This is a genomic window from Corynebacterium sp. HMSC06D04, from assembly GCF_001807315.1.
Lineage (GTDB): Bacteria > Actinomycetota > Actinomycetes > Mycobacteriales > Mycobacteriaceae > Corynebacterium > Corynebacterium simulans.
This window is the reverse complement of the sequence record NZ_KV788524.1, coordinates 20,410-39,427: the sequence shown is the minus strand read 5'-3', so window position 1 is coordinate 39,427 and position 19,018 is coordinate 20,410. Positions and strand designations below refer to the sequence as shown.

General features: G+C 58.3%; 18 protein-coding genes, 1 tRNA gene and 1 pseudogene. 10 read left to right on the top strand and 10 right to left on the bottom strand.

From position 1 onward, the window contains the following. Window positions 1-841 (top strand): annotated as a pseudogene (locus tag HMPREF3155_RS00890) (hypothetical protein); the annotation flags it as partial. 220 nt (window positions 842-1,061) lie between these two features. Here the strand turns inward: HMPREF3155_RS00890 and HMPREF3155_RS00885 are convergent. Further along, window positions 1,062-1,138 (bottom strand) — tRNA-Pro (locus HMPREF3155_RS00885). 102 nt (window positions 1,139-1,240) lie between these two features. Next, window positions 1,241-2,113, bottom strand: a complete 873-nt coding sequence (locus tag HMPREF3155_RS00880; protein ID WP_275437124.1) for a metallophosphoesterase — start codon at window positions 2,111-2,113, stop codon at window positions 1,241-1,243. Window positions 2,114-2,164: 51 nt separating this feature from the next. On the opposite strand from HMPREF3155_RS00880, the gene HMPREF3155_RS00875 reads away from it, so the two are divergent. Beyond that, complete coding sequence (locus HMPREF3155_RS00875; RefSeq protein WP_061920175.1) at window positions 2,165-2,629, top strand: GatB/YqeY domain-containing protein; 465 nt, start codon at window positions 2,165-2,167, stop codon at window positions 2,627-2,629. Window positions 2,630-2,739: 110 nt separating this feature from the next. On the opposite strand, the gene HMPREF3155_RS00870 is transcribed toward HMPREF3155_RS00875, so the two are convergent. Then, the gene (locus HMPREF3155_RS00870) at window positions 2,740-5,187 is read right to left on the bottom strand and encodes a transglycosylase domain-containing protein (protein ID WP_070432343.1); all 2,448 of its coding nucleotides are present in this window, start codon (window positions 5,185-5,187) and stop codon (window positions 2,740-2,742) included. A gap of 223 nt (window positions 5,188-5,410) precedes the next feature. Between HMPREF3155_RS00870 and HMPREF3155_RS00865 the strand changes: the two genes are divergently transcribed. From HMPREF3155_RS00865 to HMPREF3155_RS00855, 4 genes are read left to right on the top strand one after another with little or no spacing between them, the layout of a single operon-like run. Beyond that, complete coding sequence (locus HMPREF3155_RS00865) at window positions 5,411-5,734, top strand: WhiB family transcriptional regulator (RefSeq protein WP_061920180.1); 324 nt, start codon at window positions 5,411-5,413, stop codon at window positions 5,732-5,734. A 59-nt stretch (window positions 5,735-5,793) separates the two neighbouring features. Beyond that, a complete protein-coding gene (locus HMPREF3155_RS12745; protein WP_086892235.1) occupies window positions 5,794-5,952 on the top strand; it encodes a Sp36 family protein in 159 nt (52 codons plus the stop codon). Next, window positions 5,952-6,410, top strand: a complete 459-nt coding sequence (locus HMPREF3155_RS00860) for a RidA family protein (protein ID WP_070432342.1) — start codon at window positions 5,952-5,954, stop codon at window positions 6,408-6,410. The genes HMPREF3155_RS12745 and HMPREF3155_RS00860 overlap by 1 nt, the downstream gene beginning before the upstream one ends. Before the next feature lie 19 nt (window positions 6,411-6,429). Beyond that, complete coding sequence (locus HMPREF3155_RS00855; protein WP_061920184.1) at window positions 6,430-7,242, top strand: MBL fold metallo-hydrolase; 813 nt, start codon at window positions 6,430-6,432, stop codon at window positions 7,240-7,242. 101 nt (window positions 7,243-7,343) lie between these two features. Here the strand turns inward: HMPREF3155_RS00855 and glxR are convergent, their stop codons facing one another. Continuing rightward, window positions 7,344-8,027 (bottom strand): CRP-like cAMP-activated global transcriptional regulator GlxR, encoded by a 684-nt coding sequence (gene glxR / locus HMPREF3155_RS00850; protein ID WP_061920186.1) that lies wholly within the window; start codon window positions 8,025-8,027, stop codon window positions 7,344-7,346. A 339-nt stretch (window positions 8,028-8,366) separates the two neighbouring features. On the opposite strand from glxR, the gene nth reads away from it, so the two are divergent. Genes nth through HMPREF3155_RS00830 form a run of 4 tightly spaced genes read left to right on the top strand, consistent with a single transcriptional unit; the run spans window position 8,367 to window position 11,625 of the window. Then, entirely contained in the window at window positions 8,367-9,020 is a 654-nt protein-coding gene (gene nth / locus HMPREF3155_RS00845; RefSeq protein ID WP_061920188.1) for an endonuclease III, read from the top strand. A 19-nt stretch (window positions 9,021-9,039) separates the two neighbouring features. Continuing rightward, window positions 9,040-9,666, top strand: coding sequence for a TlpA family protein disulfide reductase (locus HMPREF3155_RS00840; protein WP_061920190.1), 627 nt, complete (start codon window positions 9,040-9,042; stop codon window positions 9,664-9,666). After that, window positions 9,663-10,370 carry an NUDIX hydrolase gene (locus tag HMPREF3155_RS00835; protein ID WP_061920192.1) on the top strand — a complete coding sequence of 236 codons (708 nt, stop codon included), beginning with the start codon at window positions 9,663-9,665 and terminating at the stop codon, window positions 10,368-10,370. The genes HMPREF3155_RS00840 and HMPREF3155_RS00835 overlap by 4 nt, the downstream gene beginning before the upstream one ends. Before the next feature lie 58 nt (window positions 10,371-10,428). Continuing rightward, a complete protein-coding gene (locus HMPREF3155_RS00830; RefSeq protein ID WP_201040623.1) occupies window positions 10,429-11,625 on the top strand; it encodes a MarP family serine protease in 1,197 nt (398 codons plus the stop codon). Here the strand turns inward: HMPREF3155_RS00830 and HMPREF3155_RS00825 are convergent. The 6 genes from HMPREF3155_RS00825 to HMPREF3155_RS00800 form a co-directional block, all read right to left on the bottom strand. Continuing rightward, entirely contained in the window at window positions 11,622-13,319 is a 1,698-nt protein-coding gene (locus tag HMPREF3155_RS00825; RefSeq protein ID WP_062036154.1) for a dipeptide ABC transporter ATP-binding protein, read from the bottom strand. The two genes, HMPREF3155_RS00830 and HMPREF3155_RS00825, sit on opposite strands and share 4 nt — an antisense overlap. Then, window positions 13,319-14,278: an ABC transporter permease gene (locus HMPREF3155_RS00820; protein ID WP_061920197.1), complete on the bottom strand. Its 960-nt coding sequence runs from the start codon at window positions 14,276-14,278 to the stop codon at window positions 13,319-13,321. The genes HMPREF3155_RS00825 and HMPREF3155_RS00820 overlap by 1 nt, the downstream gene beginning before the upstream one ends. Continuing rightward, entirely contained in the window at window positions 14,271-15,197 is a 927-nt protein-coding gene (locus tag HMPREF3155_RS00815; protein WP_070432341.1) for an ABC transporter permease, read from the bottom strand. The genes HMPREF3155_RS00820 and HMPREF3155_RS00815 overlap by 8 nt, the downstream gene beginning before the upstream one ends. Window positions 15,198-15,532: 335 nt before the next feature. Beyond that, window positions 15,533-17,119 (bottom strand): peptide ABC transporter substrate-binding protein, encoded by a 1,587-nt coding sequence (locus tag HMPREF3155_RS00810; RefSeq protein ID WP_062042569.1) that lies wholly within the window; start codon window positions 17,117-17,119, stop codon window positions 15,533-15,535. Window positions 17,120-17,354: 235 nt separating this feature from the next. Next, window positions 17,355-18,290 carry an alpha/beta fold hydrolase gene (locus HMPREF3155_RS00805; RefSeq protein WP_062042566.1) on the bottom strand — a complete coding sequence of 312 codons (936 nt, stop codon included), beginning with the start codon at window positions 18,288-18,290 and terminating at the stop codon, window positions 17,355-17,357. Window positions 18,291-18,448: 158 nt separating this feature from the next. Then, on the bottom strand, window positions 18,449-18,943 hold the full coding sequence (locus tag HMPREF3155_RS00800) for a phage holin family protein (protein WP_061920205.1): 495 nt from the start codon (window positions 18,941-18,943) through the stop codon (window positions 18,449-18,451). Window positions 18,944-19,018 lie beyond the last annotated feature (75 nt).

The window sequence follows — 19,018 nt, the reverse complement described above, 5'->3', positions numbered from 1 at the left end:
CCCCCGACGTGTCTACTTTCCGGGGGTCAGGCCCACCAAAGACTTCCATGAACCACTGCGCAAACTCGGCTATACCCTGGTGGGAGACTACAGAACCAATCAGCTGGGAAAGCGCGGATCCTATGAAACCATGGGGCTAGTTGAAGGCCACTGGTATTGTCCTGCCATGCCGAAACCTCTGGTGGAAGCCACCGAAGACTTCTATGCCGGACGTATTGATGAGGCCACCTACAACCAGCGGATCAACGAGCGCCGCGCCTTTGCCATGCGGAGAAAAGGCAAGAAGCTCTCCGGTGAGAGCCAGATGTTTATGTGTCCGGGACGAGGTAAAGGAAAGACACTGGCATGTCCCTTGGTGGAAAAGAGTCAGCGCCAGGACGCGAGAGACAGAGGACTACCCTCCATCTCCGGGCCAAATCTATCTACCGCGCGCAAGGCAAAAGGAAAGTGCTGTACCAATAAGGTCTCGGTAACCATCCCGAATAAGGAGGGAATGCGCTACCGCCAAACTGGCCCTGCTTTTAAGACACCGGAATGGAAGAAGGTGTATGGCACGTGGCGCAATGTGATTGAAACCCGCAACGACTATGTAAAGAACAATCGTGGTGGTGCTGCTATTGGTGACCATACGAGAAGACCTGTACGCGGTTTTGCTGCGGCCTTCTTCTATACAGCTCTTGGTGTGGTCGCGGCCAATGTATCTATGATTCGGCGTTTTCTTGGCCGGGTGGATCGGGATGAAAAGACTCCGCCTCCTGACTCTGGTAAACCTGTACCGCCGCGCGATCCGGTGCTCGCTGGCGCGCACCCGAACGCGCCGCCTGCGCAGCATGTTGCCTAAGACCAACTGAATACTTATCACACAGTTAGCTCGGAAAACCGATATAGGGTTCCGGGCTATTAGTCGTTTTAGAGGGGACGAACCATGTTGTGTTTCTTATTGGTTAGCGCCTGGATCACAGCGAAAACGACTAAACCCACCGCATAGAAGCGGTGGGTTTATCTATCGGAGGCAGTTTCGCAAACGATTTAAGCTAGATTCGCAAAACCGTCGATTGTATTGGTCGGGATAACAGGATTTGAACCTGCGACCTCTTCGTCCCGAACGAAGCGCGCTACCAAGCTGCGCCATATCCCGGAAACCGTCTTACGCGGTACCCGAATACTTTAACGCAGCCTGAGGGTGAACAACAAAACGCCAGCTGAGCGGGGACTCTAGCATGTGAGGGCAGATGCGGCGCTAGGCAACTTCGGTGATGCGCAGCAGCGTCGCGGAAGGGCGGCAGAAGATGCGCACAGGGGCAAACTTCGAGGTGCCGAGGCCGTTGGAAACGTGCATCTTCATCGGGCCGAAGTCATGCAGACCCTGGACACGAGCGCGGTCGATTCCGCAGTTAGTGACCAGTGCGCGGGAGCCCGGCAGACAGATCTGGCCGCCATGGGTGTGGCCGGATAGGGAAAGCTGGTAGCCGTCGGCAGCGAATTGCTCAAGTACGCGCGGCTCAGGGGCGTGGAGCAGTGCCAATGCCAGGTCCGCATCCGGGTTGGGGGCGCCGGCGATCTCTGAATAGTCATCAAGGTCGTGGTGCGGATCATCCACGCCAGCGACGGCGAGCTTGACGTCGCCCACCTTGAATTCCACGCGAGCCTGGTTGGCGTCGTGCCAGCCACGCTCAATGAATGCCGCACGCATGCCCTTCCATGGCAGGTCAACGTAGGAAGGCTCACGCTTGCGGCCCAACAGGTACTTGAATGGGTTGACCGGACGCGGCGCCCAATAGTCGTTGGTGCCGAAGACGAACAGGCCTGGTCGGTTCAGCAGCGGGCCGAGGGCGCGCAGCGTATCGGGCACGCCGCCCTGGTCCGACAGGTTGTCGCCGGTGTTGACCACCAAATCGGGATTCAGCTTATCCAGCGCCGCAACCCACTCAATTTTTGCTTCTTGCCCCGGAATCATGTGCAGATCCGAGATATGGAGGATGCGGAACTCTTCCTCACCGCGCAAAGTGCCCGCAGGCAGCAGCGGCAGCGTGTACTCTTTCAGCTCAAACTTGGTCAGTTCGGTGTAACCCCACGCCAGGGTGCCAAGGCCAGCGGCGGCAATGCCGCCCATAATCGGGAGAATCTTCACCTAATCAAGCCTACCTGGCGTAGATTGAAGTACATGAGCCAGCTTAAAGAAACCATTCGTGGAGATCTGAAGACCGCAATGAAGGCCCGCGAGAAGGAACGCACCAGCGCTATCCGCGCCCTGCTCGCTGCAATTCAGGCAGAAGAAACCAATGGCGCACGCCATGAACTAACCGATGAAGACGTACTCAAGGTCATCGCACGCGAAATCAAGAAGCGCCGCGAGTCCGCTGAGGTATACGCAGAAAATGGCCGCCAGGAGCTGGCCGACGCCGAGCTTGCCGACGTCCCTTACTTCGAGGCCTACCAGCCAGAGCAGCTTGACGACGCCGAGCTGGACACCCTCGTCGGCGAGGCCATCGCTGAGGTAGAAGCAGAAACCGGTGAGACCGTAACCATCAAGCAGATGGGTAATGTGATGAAGGTTGCCACCGCGAAGGCCGCTGGCCGCGCTGATGGCAAGCGCCTTTCCGCGGCTGTAAAGGCAAAGCTGTCTTAAGCCCTAAAAACGCGTACCGCTCTATGCAAATAAGGCGTTCAATCTCCGCGATCGGAGTGCCTTAAATACATAGAGCGGTATTTTTTATGCCCTTCTAGCTTCTCTAGAAGCTAGAGGCCGAAGAAGCTGCGGATGTCGTTAGCGACGGCGTCGATGTCTTCCTGACGGATGAGCGGCTCCGGCGCGGGTTGCTGCTGTTGCTGATCGCCGGAAGGGGCCGAGTTGGCACCGCCGGTGCCGGTCCGTGCTGCTTCGGCGCCTTGGCCGCTACCGTTGGAGGAAGGTGGAGGTGCGGCAGAAGTGCCGTCGGAAAGCTGCAAAGTGACCTCCGCACCCTTCTTGAGGCCCCTTGGCCCAGTAATCGCGCGGACCACGCGGCCATAAGGCACGCCGTTGCCCTGTACTTGCGAGATCTTTACCTCATAGCCCTCGGCCTCTAGCTTGGAGCGAGCCTCGCTTTCGGACTTGCCGCGGAGGCTGTCGAAGAGCGAATTGACCTTGCCCTCGTCATAAGCCTTGTTGTAATTCGGAACCGTGCCCTGTGCTGCGGCCGGAATGCTAGAGGCCATTGAGTAGAAGGAACGCGCGGGCTCAAGGCCGCCGAAGAGATCGCCGTAACCACACTGGCGCACCGGGCTGGTACACAGTGAGGAGGTGTTGGTACCGTCGTTGTAGATATAAGGAGCGGCAGATATAGCGGAGTTAAAGCCCAGGAATGCGGAGGACTGATTGGACTCTGTAGTACCAGTCTTTGCCGCAGCCTTGCCGTTAAAGCCCATCATCTGTGCGGAGGCAGAGGCAGTGCCCTTTTCGGTATCGGCCGTCATGTTGTTGGTCAGCGTATTGGCGATGTCCTTGTTGACGGCGCGCTCGCAATTCGGAACCTTGAGGTAGACCTCGTTGCCGTCCTTGTCCGTGATCTTGCTGATCGGGTTAGGCTCACACCACATGCCCTCCGAGGCCAAGGTGGCGCCGACGTTAGCCAGCTCCAGCGGATCTACGGCAGTCGGTCCAAGCGTGTAAGAACCCAGGTTGGATTCCTTGATGTGTTGGGCGATCGAGGTGTCCTTGTCGTAGCTGCCTTTTTCGCCATAGGAACGCAGGCCCAGTTTTACGGACATATCTACTACGTGCTCCACACCGACCTGCTCGATGAGCTTGATGAAGGTCGTATTCGGCGAGAACGCCAAGGCATCCTGCATCGTCATGGTCGCGGCGTAGTTGCCGGCGTTTTCCACGCAATAGCGGTTAGGTGGGCAGCCCGCGGCACCGCCGGAGCCCAAGCCCTCTGCTTCGTAGCGAGTTGGGACATCGAGCTGATTTTTGATGCCATAACCAGACTCCAGAGCGGCAGCGGCGGTAAAGACCTTGAAGACCGAGCCGGCGCCGTTGCCCACTAGGGAGTGCGGCTGCGGGAGCATGGTTTCGTTCTTGTCGAGGTCCAGACCATAGGTGCGGGAGGAGACCATGGCGAGCACTGGGCGGTTGGACTTGCTGGGCTCGACCACGTTCATTACCTCGGCGACACCGGGTGTATTGGGGTCTGTCTGAGAGCGCACCGCATTGAGTGCTTGGTCTTGTACGTCCGGGTTCAGCGTGGTGCGGATGGTGTAGCCGCCGCGGGCGAGCTGCTCGCGGGAGATGCCCTTTTCTTCTAGGTATTCGATGACGTAATCGCAGAAGAAGCCACGATCCTTGGCGCTGATGCAACCGTTAGGAAGCAGGGAAGGCTTATCGAGTACGCCGAGATCTTGCTGGGCGTACTTATCGGCCTCTGCCTGGGTGATGGAACCGCTATCTGCCATGGACTGCAGCACGAGGTTGCGGCGCGAGAGCACCTCGTCCTTATTGGTAAAGGGGTTGAGGTACTCAGAGGATTGGACCATGCCGGCCAGCATCGCTGCCTGTGGCACAGTGAGTTCAGAAGCATGGGTGCCAAAATAGGTGCGCGCAGCGGCCTCGACGCCGTAGGCGTGATTGCCGAAGGGGACGAGGTTCAGGTAATTGCTGAGGATTTCTTCCTTGTCCAGCTTCTTATCGAGGTCCGTTGCCATGCGCATCTCACGCAGCTTGCGCGGTACCGATTGCTCGATGGCGGCGGCGCGTTCTTCCTCCGTTTTGGCATTGACCAGCAGCAGGTAGTTCTTTACATATTGCTGGTTCAAAGTTGAAGCGCCCTGGGAGACGCCGCCGGAAGCCAAGTTGCTCCAAAGGGCACGGAAATTGCCTTGGAAGTCAACGCCCTCGTGCTCGTAGAACCGGCGGTCCTCGATTGCGACGATTGCCTGCTTCATCGGCTTGGAAATCTTCTCGGCGCTAACAGGGTGGCGACGCTGCTCATATATATAGGCCAGGCTGTTGCCTTTGGCGTCCAAAATCGTGGATACGCCCGGGGCGTCGCCAGCAGTGAGATCTTGCAGATCGGACTGCATGGTGTCGTTGGTACGGGCAATTGCCACACCAGAAAGACCCGCAAAGGGGGCAATTACTACGGCGATGAGCGCCCCCACTAGAACCGTGGAGAGGGCAATTTTTCCCAGGGATTTGATGACAGTCACGAGAAACACCCTACGTGGTGAAACTGTGAGCGGGGAAGAATGAACTCCCCCCTAAAGTGTGACGTGTTAGACAAGTGCTTACGCGTGTGAATACACTTACCGTTGTTACATAATATTCCGCAATCTGAAACATCTTACAAGCGGCTGCGCTGCTTGCATGGGGTTTCATAAAAATTATTCCCAAAGCCGCGGAATAGGTAGTAGAGGAAGGAGCTACCCAGTCATGACCGTAAGCCTGAAGGTAACGGGAGCGTCTAAGTCTGCAAGTGCGACCGAGCGCGGTGAATGGGTAACTCAAGCAAAGTGCCGTAACGGTGACCCAGACGCATTGTTTGTCCGTGGAGCCGAGCAGCGTAAGGCTGCTGTAATTTGCCGCCACTGCCCGGTGCTCAATGAATGCCGTGCCGATGCCCTCGATAACCGCGTGGAATTTGGCGTATGGGGTGGCCTGACTGAGCGCCAGCGCCGTGCGCTGCTGCGCAAGAACCCGCACATCACCAGCTGGGCACACTACCTAGCTGAGGGCGGCGAACTCATCGGTATTTAACCAAATCGCAGGGTTGGTTAACGCGCCATTTTTGCCCTTAGGCCGGTAGAATATGGCCTATGACTAAATGGGAATACGCTACCGCGCCAGTACTGACTCACGCGACCAAGCAGATCCTCGATTCCTGGGGTGAAGATGGTTGGGAGCTGGTTACCATCACTCCCGGCATGAATCCGGAAAATGTCGTGGCTTACTTCAAGCGTGAGGTGGAGCAGTAATGAGCTATCTCACGCGCCTAGCCGATCTTGGATATTCACTGCCTGAGGTGGCAAAGCCGCTTGCTTCCTACGTGCCTGCAGTTCGCGTAGGAGATCAGGTGTGGACCTCCGGTCAGTTGCCTGTAATTGACGGCAATCTGCCTGCCACCGGCAAGGTCGGCGCAGAGGTATCTGTTGAAGATGCGCAAGAATACGCCCGGGTGGCAGCGCTGAATGCTCTCGCAGCTATCGATTCTGTTGTTGGCTTAGACAACGTCTCGCGCGTGGTCAAGGTTGTAGGTTTCGTGGCTTCGGCACCTGACTTTGTGGAGCAGGCTGCTGTTATCAACGGTGCTTCTGACTTCATCGGAGAGCTATTCGGAGAGGCTGGCACTCACGCTCGCTCGGCTGTGGGCGTGGCCGTTTTGCCGAAAAACTCGCCCGTCGAGGTTGAAGTTATCATAGAAATTTCTAAGTGATCGGATAGGCTTAGTAACCATGGAGCATCCTGCATACAGCCAATTGCGTCCCGTGACTCAATCCGTGGGCGTTGTTCTTTGTGACAACCCAAGCTACACGGCACTTGAGGGAACCAACACGTGGATCATTCGCGCTAACGAAGATTCCAGGGCCATCGTTGTTGATCCGGGCCCAGAAGATGAAGGTCACCTCAACGTTGTCAGCGCTAACGCTGGCGAGGTGGCGCTGATTTTGGTTACCCACCGTCACGATGATCACGCATCGGGTGCGCAGCGTCTTCGCCAGCTCACCGGTGCGCCGATCCGCGCTTTCGACCCGAACTACTGCAATGGAGCAGAGGCGCTTGTCGACGGCGAAATTATCACCGTCGACGGAATCACCCCGCAGCTAGAGGTGGTCCACACCCCAGGGCACACTGCGGATTCCACCTCTTTCTTTGTGTGGTCTGGAGTTGCCAAGGATTCTCAGCTCGAGGGAATCATGACCGGCGACACCATTGCCGGCCGCCACACCGTCTTGCTGTCTGAGACCGACGGTGACTTGGGCGAATACTTGAAGACCTTGGACATGCTGGAAGAGCGCGGCAAGGATATCCCGCTGCTGCCTGGCCACGGCCCAGATTTGGATGATGTTTCCCAGGTTGCGCGCAAGTACATTGACCGTCGCTACCACCGTCTTGAGCAGATCAAGGAAATCCACGGCCGCTTGGGCGAGGACATTGATCTCAAGACTTTGGTCGATGAGATGTATGACGACGTTGACCCAGTTCTGCGGCATGCAGCTGAGCAGTCCACTCGTACTACTTTGAAGTACTTAGCTGCGCGCAAGTAGGCGGGGCAAATAAACTGCCTGAACAAAACCGCTAAAACTAAAAATAATCTCCCGGCCTCCTGAATAGGGAAGCTGGGAGATTACTTTTAGTTTTAAGGCTATTAGCGAGCGCGCTTTGCCAGGTGCTCGGTATCCACGATGAGGACGGACTTGCCTTCGAGGCGGATCCAACCGCGGTGCGCGAAGGTAGCTAGAGCCTTGTTGACGGTCTCGCGGGAAGCGCCGACCAGCTGGGCGATCTCTTCCTGGGTGAGGTCGTGGTTGACGCGCAGTGCGCCACCTTCCTGCACGCCGAAGCGGTTAGCCAGCTGCAGCAGGGTCTTAGCAACGCGGCCCGGAACGTCGGTGAAGATGAGGTCCGCGAGGTTCGCGTTGGTGCGGCGCAGGCGGCGAGCCAGAACGCGCAGCAACTGCTGGGCGATGGCAGGGTGATCAGCGACCCACTGCTTGAGCATCTCGGAGTTCATGGTGGCTGCCTGCACCTCGGTGACGCAGACTGCGGAGGAGGTGCGTGGGCCTGGATCGAAGATGGAGAGCTCGCCGAACATATCGGAAGGGCCCATGACGGTCAGCAGGTTCTCGCGGCCATCCGGAGCGTGGCGGGCCAGCTTAATCTTGCCCGAGGTGATGATGTAGAGACGGTCACCGGGCTCGCCTTCATCAAAAATGGTGGTTCCGCGCGGGAATCGGACGGTTTCCATCTGCTCAATGAGGTTCTGTACCGCGACGGGATCAACGCCCTGGAAAATGCCAGCGCGAGAAAGAATGTCCTGTACGCCTTCCACGATTTACTCCTTGAAGTCAATGGGGGGTAGTGGTGTTGAAATGCTCAGAACTCTTCCAAGCATTTGACGCGTGTGTAACGAAAACCTAGATGTGTTCTAGCGATACAGGCGCGCGCCCCTATGTAACTCATCTCATCCTACAGTGTAATTTGTCACTTTATCTAACCTCGTGAAAAATTGTCACAGCTTAGAGGAGGTCAGGGGCGTATGCGAAGAAATTTCTTAGTTTCCGAGGACCTTCGCCTCAAGCTTTTCCATGAGGATTGCAAACAGTGCGAGGGCGACGGGCACGATGATAACCAGTGAGACCATGCCCGCCATTCTACTAAGGTAGGAAAGATGTCTGAGTCATCGCCCGCTAGCCGTGCATCGCGCATCAATGACCTGCTAGCAACGGAGTACCCCGACGCCGAATGCGAACTAGATTTTCGCAATCCCCTAGAGCTGCTCGTAGCCACGGTGCTCTCGGCACAATGCACCGATGCCAGGGTCAACCAGGTTACCCCGGAGCTTTTTGAAGAGTATCCCTCTGCCGCGCATTATGCCGCGGCCCGAAGGGCCGACCTGGAGGCTGTTTTGCGCCCGCTGGGCTTTCAGCGCGCGAAGGCGGGGCACTTGCTGGGCATCGGCGAGAAAATCATGGCCGATTTCGATGGGCAAGTCCCTACCGGGATTAAGGAGCTGACCTCTTTGCCCGGCGTGGGCCGCAAGACTGCGCTGGTGGTACGTGGCAATGCCTTTGGGCTGCCGGGGATTACTGTGGATACCCACTTCGGAAGGCTCATGCAGCGCATGGCTTTGAGCGAATCCAAGACGCCGCTGCAGATTGAAAAGGACATAGCCCAGCTGCTGCCGGAGGAAGAATGGACGATGTTTTCGCATCGCATCATCTTCCATGGCCGCCGTGTTTGCCATGCGCGTTCCCCGCAATGCGGTGCCTGTGTAGTGCGTCATTTGTGTCCTACGGGCGCCGCACCTCCTGATGTCCGGTAGGGGCAGTAAGGTATTGCGCATGAACAGGCCCAACGTTTATGTCATCGGTTCGCTCATCGCAGCAGTGCTTGTTGCCTTGGTGGCCTTTGTTGGAGCACGCAGCCTTTTGGGCGCAGGCCAGGATTCCGCAAACAGTGCCTCAAACAGTTCCCAGAATGCGGCCCAGAATGCGGCCCAAGGCGCGGACCAGAGCGCTACTGCGGGTGTTGGCGCGAACGCGGACGTCGCCAAGCGCCCGGCGTGTCCGGAAGGGCCGGTCGCCGGAGTAGAACTTGAGTGCTTGGGCGCGCAGGCCAAGGGGAAGGCAAAGGATGTGCAGGTCATCAACGTCTGGGCCTGGTGGTGCGAGCCTTGCCGAGCTGAGCTGCCGTATGTGCGCCAGATTGCGGATGAGCATCCCGAATGGTCCGTCGTGGGAGTGCATGCGGATAAGAATGCAGCAAATGGCGCGGCCTTTTTGGAAGACCTCGGCGTGAATCTCGCAAGCTACCAAGACTCCGATAATTCCTTCGCCGGCACCCTGGGTCTTCCCGGCGTCATCCCGGTCACCGTCGTGGCCTATAAGGGCGAGGTGAAAAAGCAGTACGTCAAGCCTTTTAAGTCGGAGGAAGAGCTGGAGAAGGCCGTGGAGGAGGCCCTGCGATGAGCACGCGGGAACGCACGGTCTTTCCAGAACGAGCGCCGGGGTGGCTGCGTCCTGCCTTAGGCGTGGATGCGCGGGCGGTGCAGGAGCGAATCGGCAACCGGGATGCGGATCGCTTTACCCAAACCACACCACCGGTGCGGCGTGAGTCTGCCGTTTTGGTCCTGTTCAAAGGCTCTAGTTTTAAGGATGGGGAAGTGCTGCTCACACACCGTTCGCCCACCATGCGCTCTCATTCAGGCCAAATTGCTTTCCCTGGCGGACGGCGGGACCCAGAAGACGCCACGCTTGTCGACGTTGCACTACGCGAGGCCTGGGAAGAAACCGGGCTGGAGCGCGCGAGTGTGACTGCCCTGGAAGTGTGGGAGCAGTTGCATATTCGTGCAACGGGTAACCCTGTAAGCCCGGTCTTGGCCTACTGGCACTCCCCGGGCGAGGTCTGGGCTGCCAGCCCGGAAGAGACCGATGACGTGTTTTGGTATCCATTGCGTGAGCTCGCGGAGCCGAAGAATCGTTTGTTGGTGGGCTTCGGTCCGTGGCATGGCCCGGCCTTTTATACGAATGACTACCTCGTGTGGGGGTTTACTGCCGGAATTCTGGCAACAATATTGGAGCACGCTGGGTGGGAGCGCACATGGGATAACAATTCCGTGCATGATCTGCACGGCGCACTAAGCCGCTCCCGGAATAATGAGAAGATGTTTTAGCTTTCGCAGGCTACTTACGGCTCTTCTTAGACAATAGAAAAAGAAAGATTTTCCTCCCGTGACCCTGACCCTCGCCCTAGACCTCCTGATCATGGTCGCCGTATTGCTCGCCTTGGTGGCGGGCTGGCGCCAAGGAGCTATCTCTGCCGTGCTTTCCTTCGTGGGCATCGTGGCAGGCGTTGTGTTGGGCACGGTGCTGGCCCCCGTTGCCATGCAGCTTACGGACCAAGCGGCTTTGCGCTTCCTGCTGGCCATCGGCGTGCTTATTCTGCTCGTGGGCGTCGGCCAGCTCATCGGCGCAAGCATCGGTGCGCGCTTGCGCGATAGAATGCGGACCCGGCAAAAGCAGCGCGTGGATTCTTTCATCGGTGCCGGCTTCCAGGCAGTGGCTGCGATCTTTGTGATTTGGTTGGTTTCGCTGCCCTTGGCCTCCAATGTGGGCGGTACCCCAGGCAAGGCCTTGCGCGAATCACGCATTCTGACGGCGCTTAATGGGGTGGCGCCTACGCAGCTGGCTGCGTTGCCGAATGGTGTCGCGGCGATGCTGAATGAATCCGGCCTGCCGCCGCTGGTCTCGCCGTGGCAGACTTCCGACTCAGCCGTCGAGGTGGCCGCGCCGCCACAGGACGTGAACGATCCTGCGCTGGTAGAGCAGCTGCGTCCATCAATTATTCACGTGCTTGGCGACGCAGAGGTTTGCTCCCGCCGCTTGATGGGTTCCGGCTTCGTCGCGGCCGATGATTACGTGATCACTAACGCCCACGTGGTAGCCGGCACTGAGAAGGTGCACCTCGATACCGTGTTGGGGCTGCGCGAAGCGCAGGTGGTTTATTACAACCCGGACGTCGATATTGCTGTGCTGCACAGCAAGAACCTGGGAATTGCTCCGCTTGAGTGGGCTGAACAACCGGCAGATACCGGCGATGACGTAATGGTCATGGGCTTCCCGCACTCCGGGCCGTTCGACGCCGGCATGGCGCGGGTGCGCGAGCGCATCACCATTGCTGGGCCGGATATCTATTCCAAGGGCCGCGTCGAGCGTGATGCTTATACGGTGCGCGGCACCATTCGCCAGGGAAATTCAGGTGGCCCGATAGTCAATGACATGGGCCAGGTGTTGGGCGTGGTCTTCGGCGCTTCCGTGGATGATGCGGAGACCGGCTACGCTCTTACCGCCGACGAGGTAAAAAACCACATCGGCGATATCACGCAGCTGCGGAGCCCGGCAGACACCGGCAGCTGCGTTGCTAGCTAGCTTTTGGTCAGCCCCAAGTTGCTGCCCGTGCCAATCTCCAAGTGCATGCCTGGAACCGAGTTGATGAGGTTGCGGGTGTATTCCTCTTGCGGGTTGTTGAAGATGGCCTCGGAGGTGCCAGCCTCCATGACCTTGCCTTTGCGCATAACCACGACGTCGTCGGCAGTCTGACGCACCACGGCTAGGTCGTGGGTGATGAACAGGTAAGACAGCTTGAGCTCGGACTGCAGCTGCGCCAAGAGCTTGATGATCTGGTCTTGGACCAGCACGTCGAGTGCGGAGACCGCCTCGTCGAGAACAATGACCTCTGGGTGCAGGGCCAAGGCACGAGCGATCGCGATACGCTGACGCTGACCACCGGAAAGCTCGTTCGGGTAGCGGCGCATCGCAGAACGCGGCATTGCCACCATGTCGAGCAACTCTGCAACGCGGGCCTCGCGCTCTTTGCGGTTACCCACCTTGTGCAGCGCGAGTGGTTCCTCGATGCACTTGTAGATGGAATACATCGGATCCAAGGAACCATATGGGTTCTGGAAGACCACCTGCATCTTGCGGCGCAGCTGGAAAAGCTCCTTCTTGGACAGCTTCGAGGTGTCCTTGCCCTCGAACTCGATGGTGCCGGAGGTCGGGGAGAGCAGGCCCAGCACCATGTTTGCCACGGTGGACTTGCCCGAACCAGACTCGCCCACGAGTGCCATGGTGGTGCCGCGACGGATATCAAAAGAGACGTCGTCGACTGCCTTGAGCAGTTTCTTCTCGCCGCGCTGACCGCGGATATCGAATTCCTTGTTCAGGTTGCGCACGGAGATGACGGCTTCATCTTCGATGTTGGCGCTGTGCGAAGCCGCGGCCTTGAGCTCTGTGCTTTCCACGCCTGCCTCTTGGGCAGCGCGGATGCGCGAGGAAGCCAAGGAAGGCGCTGCGGTAACCAGACGCTGGGTATATGGGTGCTCCGGATCGCGCAGAATCTCGCGCGAAGGACCAGACTCCACGATGCGGCCGCGGTGCATCACGATGAGGTGCTCGGCGCGTTCTGCCGCCAAGCCCAAGTCGTGGGTAATAAATAGCACGGCGTTGCCCAGCTCTTCAGCGAGGTGACCCAGGTGGTCCAGGATGGTCTTCTGCACGGTCACGTCCAGCGCCGAGGTGGGCTCGTCGGCAATCAGCAGCTTTGGGCGCGCAGCCAGGCCGATGCCGATGAGTGCGCGCTGGCGCATGCCGCCAGAAAACTCGTGTGGATACTGCTTGGCGCGACGCGCGGCGTCGGGAAGCCCTGCTTCCTCCAGGATCTCCACGACGCACTTTTCGCGCTCGGAGCCCTCCAGCACGTTGTTAGCCTTCAGCGACTCTTCGACCTGGGTGCCGATACGCCAGACCGGGTTCAAGTTGGACATTGGATCCTGCGGAACCAAGCCGATCTTGTTTCCGCGCAGGGCCTCGAACTGCTTGTCGTTGTAGTGGGTGATGTCCTCACCCTCGAAGAGGATTTGTCCCTTCGTCACCTTGCCGGTGCCCGGCAGAAGTCCCAGGATGGACATCGCGGTTGTGGACTTACCGGAACCGGACTCGCCCACGATTGCCACGGACTGGCCTGGGTAGATGGTCATGTTGACGCCACGTACTGCCTCGACGGTGCCGGTGGAGGACTCGAAGGAGATGTGGACGTCCTTCATTTCAAGAAGTGGCTTATTCATTAGCGATTCCTTGCCTTCGGGTCGAGGGCGTCGCGGACGACGTCGCCCATCATGATGAAGCTCAGAACGGTCAGGCCCAGAGCGCCTGCCGGGTAGAACAAAACGGCTGGATTCATGCGCAGGGAGGCCTGTGCATCAGAGATGTCGCCGCCCCACGAGACGAACGTGGAGGGCAGGCCGATGCCGAGGAAGGACAGCGTGGCCTCGGCAACGATGTAGGTGCCCAGCGCGACGGTGGCATAAGAAATGATCGGAGCCGCAGCGTTCGGCAGGACGTGGCTAAACAGGATGCGGGCGTTGGAAGCACCGATGGAACGCGCGGATTGGACGAATTCCTCGTTCTTGATGGATACAACGGCACCGCGGGTGATGCGGGCGATGGATACCCAGCCGAACAAGCCAAGTACGAGAACCACAGTGATGATGGTGCGGTGCTCCTTGAACATCTGCATGACAACGATGGCCGCCAACACCAGCGGGATGGCGAAGAAGATATCGGTGATGCGGGAGAGAACAGCGTCAATCCAACCGCCGAAGAAGCCGGCTATGGCGCCCACTAGGGCACCGATGATGACCACGAGGAGGGTGGTCAAAACACCGACGATCACGGATGCGCGTGCGCCGTAGATAACGCGGGCGTAGATATCGCAGCCCTGGCGGTTAAAGCCGAATGGGTGGCCTGCCTCTGCTGGGTCGAGCGACTTGGAGAGCTCGCACATACGCGGGTCAGTATTGGTGAAAAGGCCGGGGAAGAGCGCGAGGAGAATCGCCAAGGTGATCATCACGGCGGCGACCCAGAACAATGGGCGGCGGCGCAGGTAACGCCATGCTTCGCCCCACTGGGAGGAAGGGGCGGATTCATCCTTGACAGCGTCGACGGCGCCGAGGCCGGTCTCGTCGACGTCGGAGATGAAGTGCTCCTGGCCTGGGTACTGGGTGGTCTTGTCGAGTTTAGGCATAGCGGATCCTCGGGTCGAGTACTGCGTAGAGGAGGTCAACCAGCAGGTTGGCGATGATGTAGATGATCACCAGCACGGTGGTGAAGGAGACGATTGTGGTCGGCTCGCCGCGCAGGATGGCTTGGTACATGGTGCCGCCGACGCCGTTGATGCCGAAGATTCCTTCGGTGACGATGGCGCCGGTCATCAGCGCACCGATGTCGGCGCCGATGAAGGTGGCAACGGGGATAAGCGAGTTGCGCAGCACGTGTCGGCGGGTAACAGCCCCGCTGGAAAGACCTTTTGCGCGCGCGGTGCGTACGTAGTCAGCGCGTAGGTTCTCGGCCACAGACTGACGTGTCAGGCGGATGACGTATGCCAGGGACAGCGCACCCAGGACGGTGGCCGGCATGAGCAGGGCTTCGAAGGAAGCCTTAGCGCCGACGGTTACGGGCAGCAGCTGCCATTTAATACCGATGAGGTACTGGAAGACGAAGCCAATGACGAAGGAAGGAACGGCGATAACCAAGAGGGACACGACCAAGACGGTGGAATCAAAGAAACCGCCGCGGCGCATGCCGGCGATGACGCCGAAGAGAATGCCGAAGACCGTCTCGAAGACGATGGCCATGAGCGTCAGCTTCACCGTGACGGGGAAGGCATTAGCCATGACCTGAGTGACCGGGACGCCGGAGAAGGTCGTGCCGAAGTCCAGCATGAAGATGCCCTTGATGTAGAGCAGGTACTGGACAATGAATGGCTTGTCGAGGTTGTATTCCGCCTCGATCCTGGCGCGAGCTGCCTCGGTGAGGCCGCGGTCGCCGCCGAGGGCTTCGACCGGGTCACCGGGCATCAAGAAAACCAGTGCGTAGATGAGCAGGGTGGCTCCGAAGAACACCGGGATCATCTGGAGCACTCGTCGCCCGATATAGCGCAACATAGTGTCGTCCTTTACTAGTTGTGTACATTCGCTTGCCGACGCCGCGTGGAACCTGGCGGGTCCGTGCGTATTTACGCTGTGGCAGAGGCTGCTTACGCGTTTATTAAAATCTGTCGCCTGTCTGGCTATAGGAAATCGTAGTTTGTGACCTATCTCAATGTGCAATATGCAGGCGTTATCGAATTATTAGAGGGGTAGTGCGCGGGGGCCTTGTCAATAACGGGCCTAGTCCGTAACAGAAACTGTGGGATGTGCAAACCGAGAAAGGGGCGGGCATGGCATTGCTCCGCCTCGAACGCGCCGAGGCGGAGCAGGTGCCATGAGCGGAAGGAGGGTTACTCCTTGGTGATTTCGTAGTAGACCGGTACGCCCTTCCAGCTGAACTTAGCGTCGCTTACGGCCTCGGAGAAGCCGCCGGTGGCGTTCGGGTACCACAGTGGGATGGCCGGCAGGTCCTCGAACAGGATTGCCTGGGCCTCCTTGTACTTGGCATTAGCCTCTTCTTGGGAGCTGGACTTTGCTGCCTCTACCAGGAGCTTGTCGAACTCTTCGTTGGAGTAGTCGCCGTCGTTAGAAGAGCCACCGGTCTGGTACAGCGGTGCCAAGAAGTTACCCATGGATGGGTAGTCTGCCTGCCAGCCGGTGCGGAAGCCGGTCTTGATGGTGCGGTTGGTGACTTCATCACGCAGGGACTTGAAGTCCGGGTAAGGCGCGCCAACTGCCTCGATGCCCAAGGTGTTCTTGATGGAGTTGGAGACTGCGTCAACCCAGCTCTTGTGGCCGCCGTCAGAGTTGTAGGCGATCTCGAAGGAAGGCGAGGACCACTTGTTCATCTTGTCGGCCTTGGCCCACAGCTCCTTGGCCTTTTCTGGGTCATACTTCAAGACCTCATTGCCCTCGATGTCCTCGGAGTAGCCCGGCAGAACAGGGGAGGTGAAGTCCTTGGCTGGGGTGCGGGTGCCCTTGAAGATGGTCTCGGTGATCTCGTCACGGTTGATTGCGTAAGAGATTGCCTGGCGGCGTAACTTGCCCTCTTCGCCGGAGAAATGCTCAAGGTTCTCGCCGATGGTGAAGGACTGGAAGCCTGCGTAAGGCTGGTTGGATGCGCGCTCACCCAGGTCGGACTCGTAGACGTCGAAGGCGGCATCTGGGACGGCGTCGAGAAGATCCAGGTTGCCGGAGAGCAGATCGGCGTAGGCGGCGTCGTTAGAAGTGTAGAAGACGAACTTAACGCCGTCGTTAGCAGCCTTCTGGCCACCCTTGTACTCCTCGTTCGGAACGACGGTAGCGTCCTGGTTGTGGTTCCACTCGGCGAGCTTGTACGGGCCATTGCCGATTGGGTTCTGGCCAAAGGCCTCCAGGTCATCGAAGGCGGACTCGTGGAGCGGGTAGAACGCGGAGTAACCCAGCTGTGCTGGGAAGTCTTGTTCAGGGTTGTTGAGCTCGACGGTGAAGGTGTAATCGTCTTCTACCTTCAGGCCCTCGAGCTCCTTTACGCCCTCCTTGAAGCCCTTGATGTTGCTGAAGAAGGAAGCGTTGAGCTGATCGTTTGCCACTGCGTAGTTCCACGCGTCAACGAAGTTCTTTGCGGTAACCGGGGAACCATCGGAGAAGTTGGTCTTCTTGAGCTTGATGGTGAACTTGGTGTTGTCCTTGTTCGGCTCGATGGATTCTGCGATCTCGTTCTGCGCCTTGCCATCCGCGTCGTAGTACACGAGGCCCGAGTAGATGCTGTCAACGATGCGGCCGCCGCCGGTTTCGTTGGTGTTTGCCGGGATCAGCGGGTTCTGGGGTTCGCTGCCCCATGCGGTGATGTAGTTGCCGCCGGAGCCGTTCGCGGAGCCGTTATCGCTACCGCATGCCGCGAGGGCCAGGGTTAGGGAGGCTGCAGAAACTACAGCGAACGTCTTTTTGATCGTCATAACGGGGAGAGACCTCCGAATTAGGTCGAGCCTTGAGTGAACATTGATGAACCTTGAAAGGTTGGAACTGAAGTTACACTGTGGCTGCGCGCACATTCAAGGATTTGAAAATTATAAGCGTGTGATGAAAACTATAAGTCGGCAGATAGTATTATCTGTACAGGACTTTTGTGCGAATACATAAAGAAAACGCCACCCCTTTGTGGGGTGGCGCTCTGAAAGTATTAATTGTTACTTATTTCGCAATTTGTTCCCTTAAGGGTGCAAGCCATTGCTGAAGGGTCTCGACGAAAACGCCCGGGGCCTCGATGTGTGGCAGATTCTTAGTCTGCGGAATGGTCTTTTCTTCGAAGGTACCAAGGCAGCGGTTTTTCGCGCGGCGAATAAGCGGGCGCCATAGTTGCTGAGCGGGATGAAAATAAAGAATGGGTGCTTCCACCGAGGAGTCGATCCAACTTAATGGCGGAACAGCAGTGCGCATGCGGTGGTTCCACAAGATGCCGCGGCGTACATTGCCGATTTGTGAGGCGGTAATGCGCAGCTGCGCAATCTGGTTGCGTGCGTCGTGCGAAAAGCTCGAGTCGGTGTTGAGGGCCAGCTCTTTTTCATAGCTTGAGGCATAAAGGAGAGGGTTGCGGCGGCTGAGTGGTCCGCCCAAGCGGCAAAGGGCGGCGCGCAAAAGGAGCCAGCCGAAGTCCCAGGGACGTGCCGCCATCGCGCGGCGCAGATCGACCGGGTGGGAAGAAGAGATGGAAACTAAGCCAAGCGTGCGTTCTGGGCGCTCGCTAGCTACCGCCCAGGCAATTGCGCCACCGGCATCTGCGCCAACCAAGAAGGCTGCATCGTGGCCCAAGGCTTGGATTACGCCGGTGACGTCGCCAACCACTGCGCGTATATCTTGGCCTGCTTCGACTGGCGGTTTATCGGAAAGGCCAAAGCCGCGCATGTCGAGGGAAGCAACGTGAAAGCCTTGTGCGGCCAAAGGGGCGATGGCGTCTTTGAAATCGAACCAGCCGCCGAAAGAGCCGTGTAGGAAAAGTACGAGCGGATCGCTTGGAGAACCTGCGGTTGCAACGTGGAGGCGAATGCCGCGGGTATGGATGTACTCGTGTTTGAATGGTCCGTCTAGCTCAACCACCGAGGGCGACAAGGGTGCTGGAGTCTGGGCCATGAGATGTGGTTCCTTTCACCAGATGAGGCAGCTTGCAGCAAGAAGGGGTGGGAGAGACGGGGGCGGCGAAAAGCAAACTCGCCTATTAAATGCTAAACCCGCCCGAGCAAAAGCAAGCTCGGGCGGACTAAGCGAAGAAAAATCTCAAGGTAGAAGCTTTAGGTGTACAAACCGCGCTCGACGGACTTGGAAGCCTTGCCTGGAACCAGCTTCTTTAGTTCCTTGGTGGACTCGATGGTCTTCTCGGGTGCCTTGACCTTCTTGATGTTCTTAAAGCCGATGAAGCCAACGACGGCTGCGATCACCAGCATGATGAGGAAGACGATCAGGAATGCGGCCCAACGGTCGAGCCACTTGTCAAGCAGCTCGGCGAGGAAGAGGAAAAAGAAGAAAGAGCTATAAAGCGCAACGGTTCCGGCAACGCCGAACATGCCAGCACCGATGCCGCCCTTCTTAGCGGACTGAGCCAGCTCGGTCTTGGCGAGCTCGACCTCGGAGCGGACGAGCTGAGACATCTGCTCGGTAGCGTTGGAGACCAGTTGGCCAACGGAGGCCTCGCCGCGCTTCGAGCTATCGGCGTCGCTAAGCGGGATAGCGTTGACCTTTGGGGCGAACTGGTTCGCACCGTCAGTGAATAGTCCGTCGTTGCTCACGGTTAAATACTCCTAGCGTTTGTCTAAATCTGTATTGGCCATAGTAATGAAGCCTGACAGCTGCGTGTGTGAGGA

Bases quoted from the DNA above. Each gene is read 5' to 3' on its own strand.
- HMPREF3155_RS00880 (WP_275437124.1), bottom strand. From the start codon at position 2,113: ATGGGCGGCATTGCCGCCGCTGGCCTTGGCACCCTGGCGTGGGGTTAC.
- HMPREF3155_RS00875 (WP_061920175.1), top strand. From the start codon at position 2,165: ATGAGCCAGCTTAAAGAAACCATTCGTGGAGATCTGAAGACCGCAATG.
- HMPREF3155_RS00865 (WP_061920180.1), top strand. From the start codon at position 5,411: ATGACCGTAAGCCTGAAGGTAACGGGAGCGTCTAAGTCTGCAAGTGCG.
- HMPREF3155_RS12745 (WP_086892235.1), top strand. From the start codon at position 5,794: ATGACTAAATGGGAATACGCTACCGCGCCAGTACTGACTCACGCGACC.
- HMPREF3155_RS00860 (WP_070432342.1), top strand. From the start codon at position 5,952: ATGAGCTATCTCACGCGCCTAGCCGATCTTGGATATTCACTGCCTGAG.
- HMPREF3155_RS00855 (WP_061920184.1), top strand. From the start codon at position 6,430: ATGGAGCATCCTGCATACAGCCAATTGCGTCCCGTGACTCAATCCGTG.
- nth (WP_061920188.1), top strand. From the start codon at position 8,367: ATGTCTGAGTCATCGCCCGCTAGCCGTGCATCGCGCATCAATGACCTG.
- HMPREF3155_RS00840 (WP_061920190.1), top strand. From the start codon at position 9,040: ATGAACAGGCCCAACGTTTATGTCATCGGTTCGCTCATCGCAGCAGTG.
- HMPREF3155_RS00835 (WP_061920192.1), top strand. From the start codon at position 9,663: ATGAGCACGCGGGAACGCACGGTCTTTCCAGAACGAGCGCCGGGGTGG.
- HMPREF3155_RS00825 (WP_062036154.1), bottom strand. From the start codon at position 13,319: ATGAATAAGCCACTTCTTGAAATGAAGGACGTCCACATCTCCTTCGAG.
- HMPREF3155_RS00820 (WP_061920197.1), bottom strand. From the start codon at position 14,278: ATGCCTAAACTCGACAAGACCACCCAGTACCCAGGCCAGGAGCACTTC.
- HMPREF3155_RS00815 (WP_070432341.1), bottom strand. From the start codon at position 15,197: ATGTTGCGCTATATCGGGCGACGAGTGCTCCAGATGATCCCGGTGTTC.
- HMPREF3155_RS00810 (WP_062042569.1), bottom strand. From the start codon at position 17,119: ATGACGATCAAAAAGACGTTCGCTGTAGTTTCTGCAGCCTCCCTAACC.
- HMPREF3155_RS00805 (WP_062042566.1), bottom strand. From the start codon at position 18,290: ATGGCCCAGACTCCAGCACCCTTGTCGCCCTCGGTGGTTGAGCTAGAC.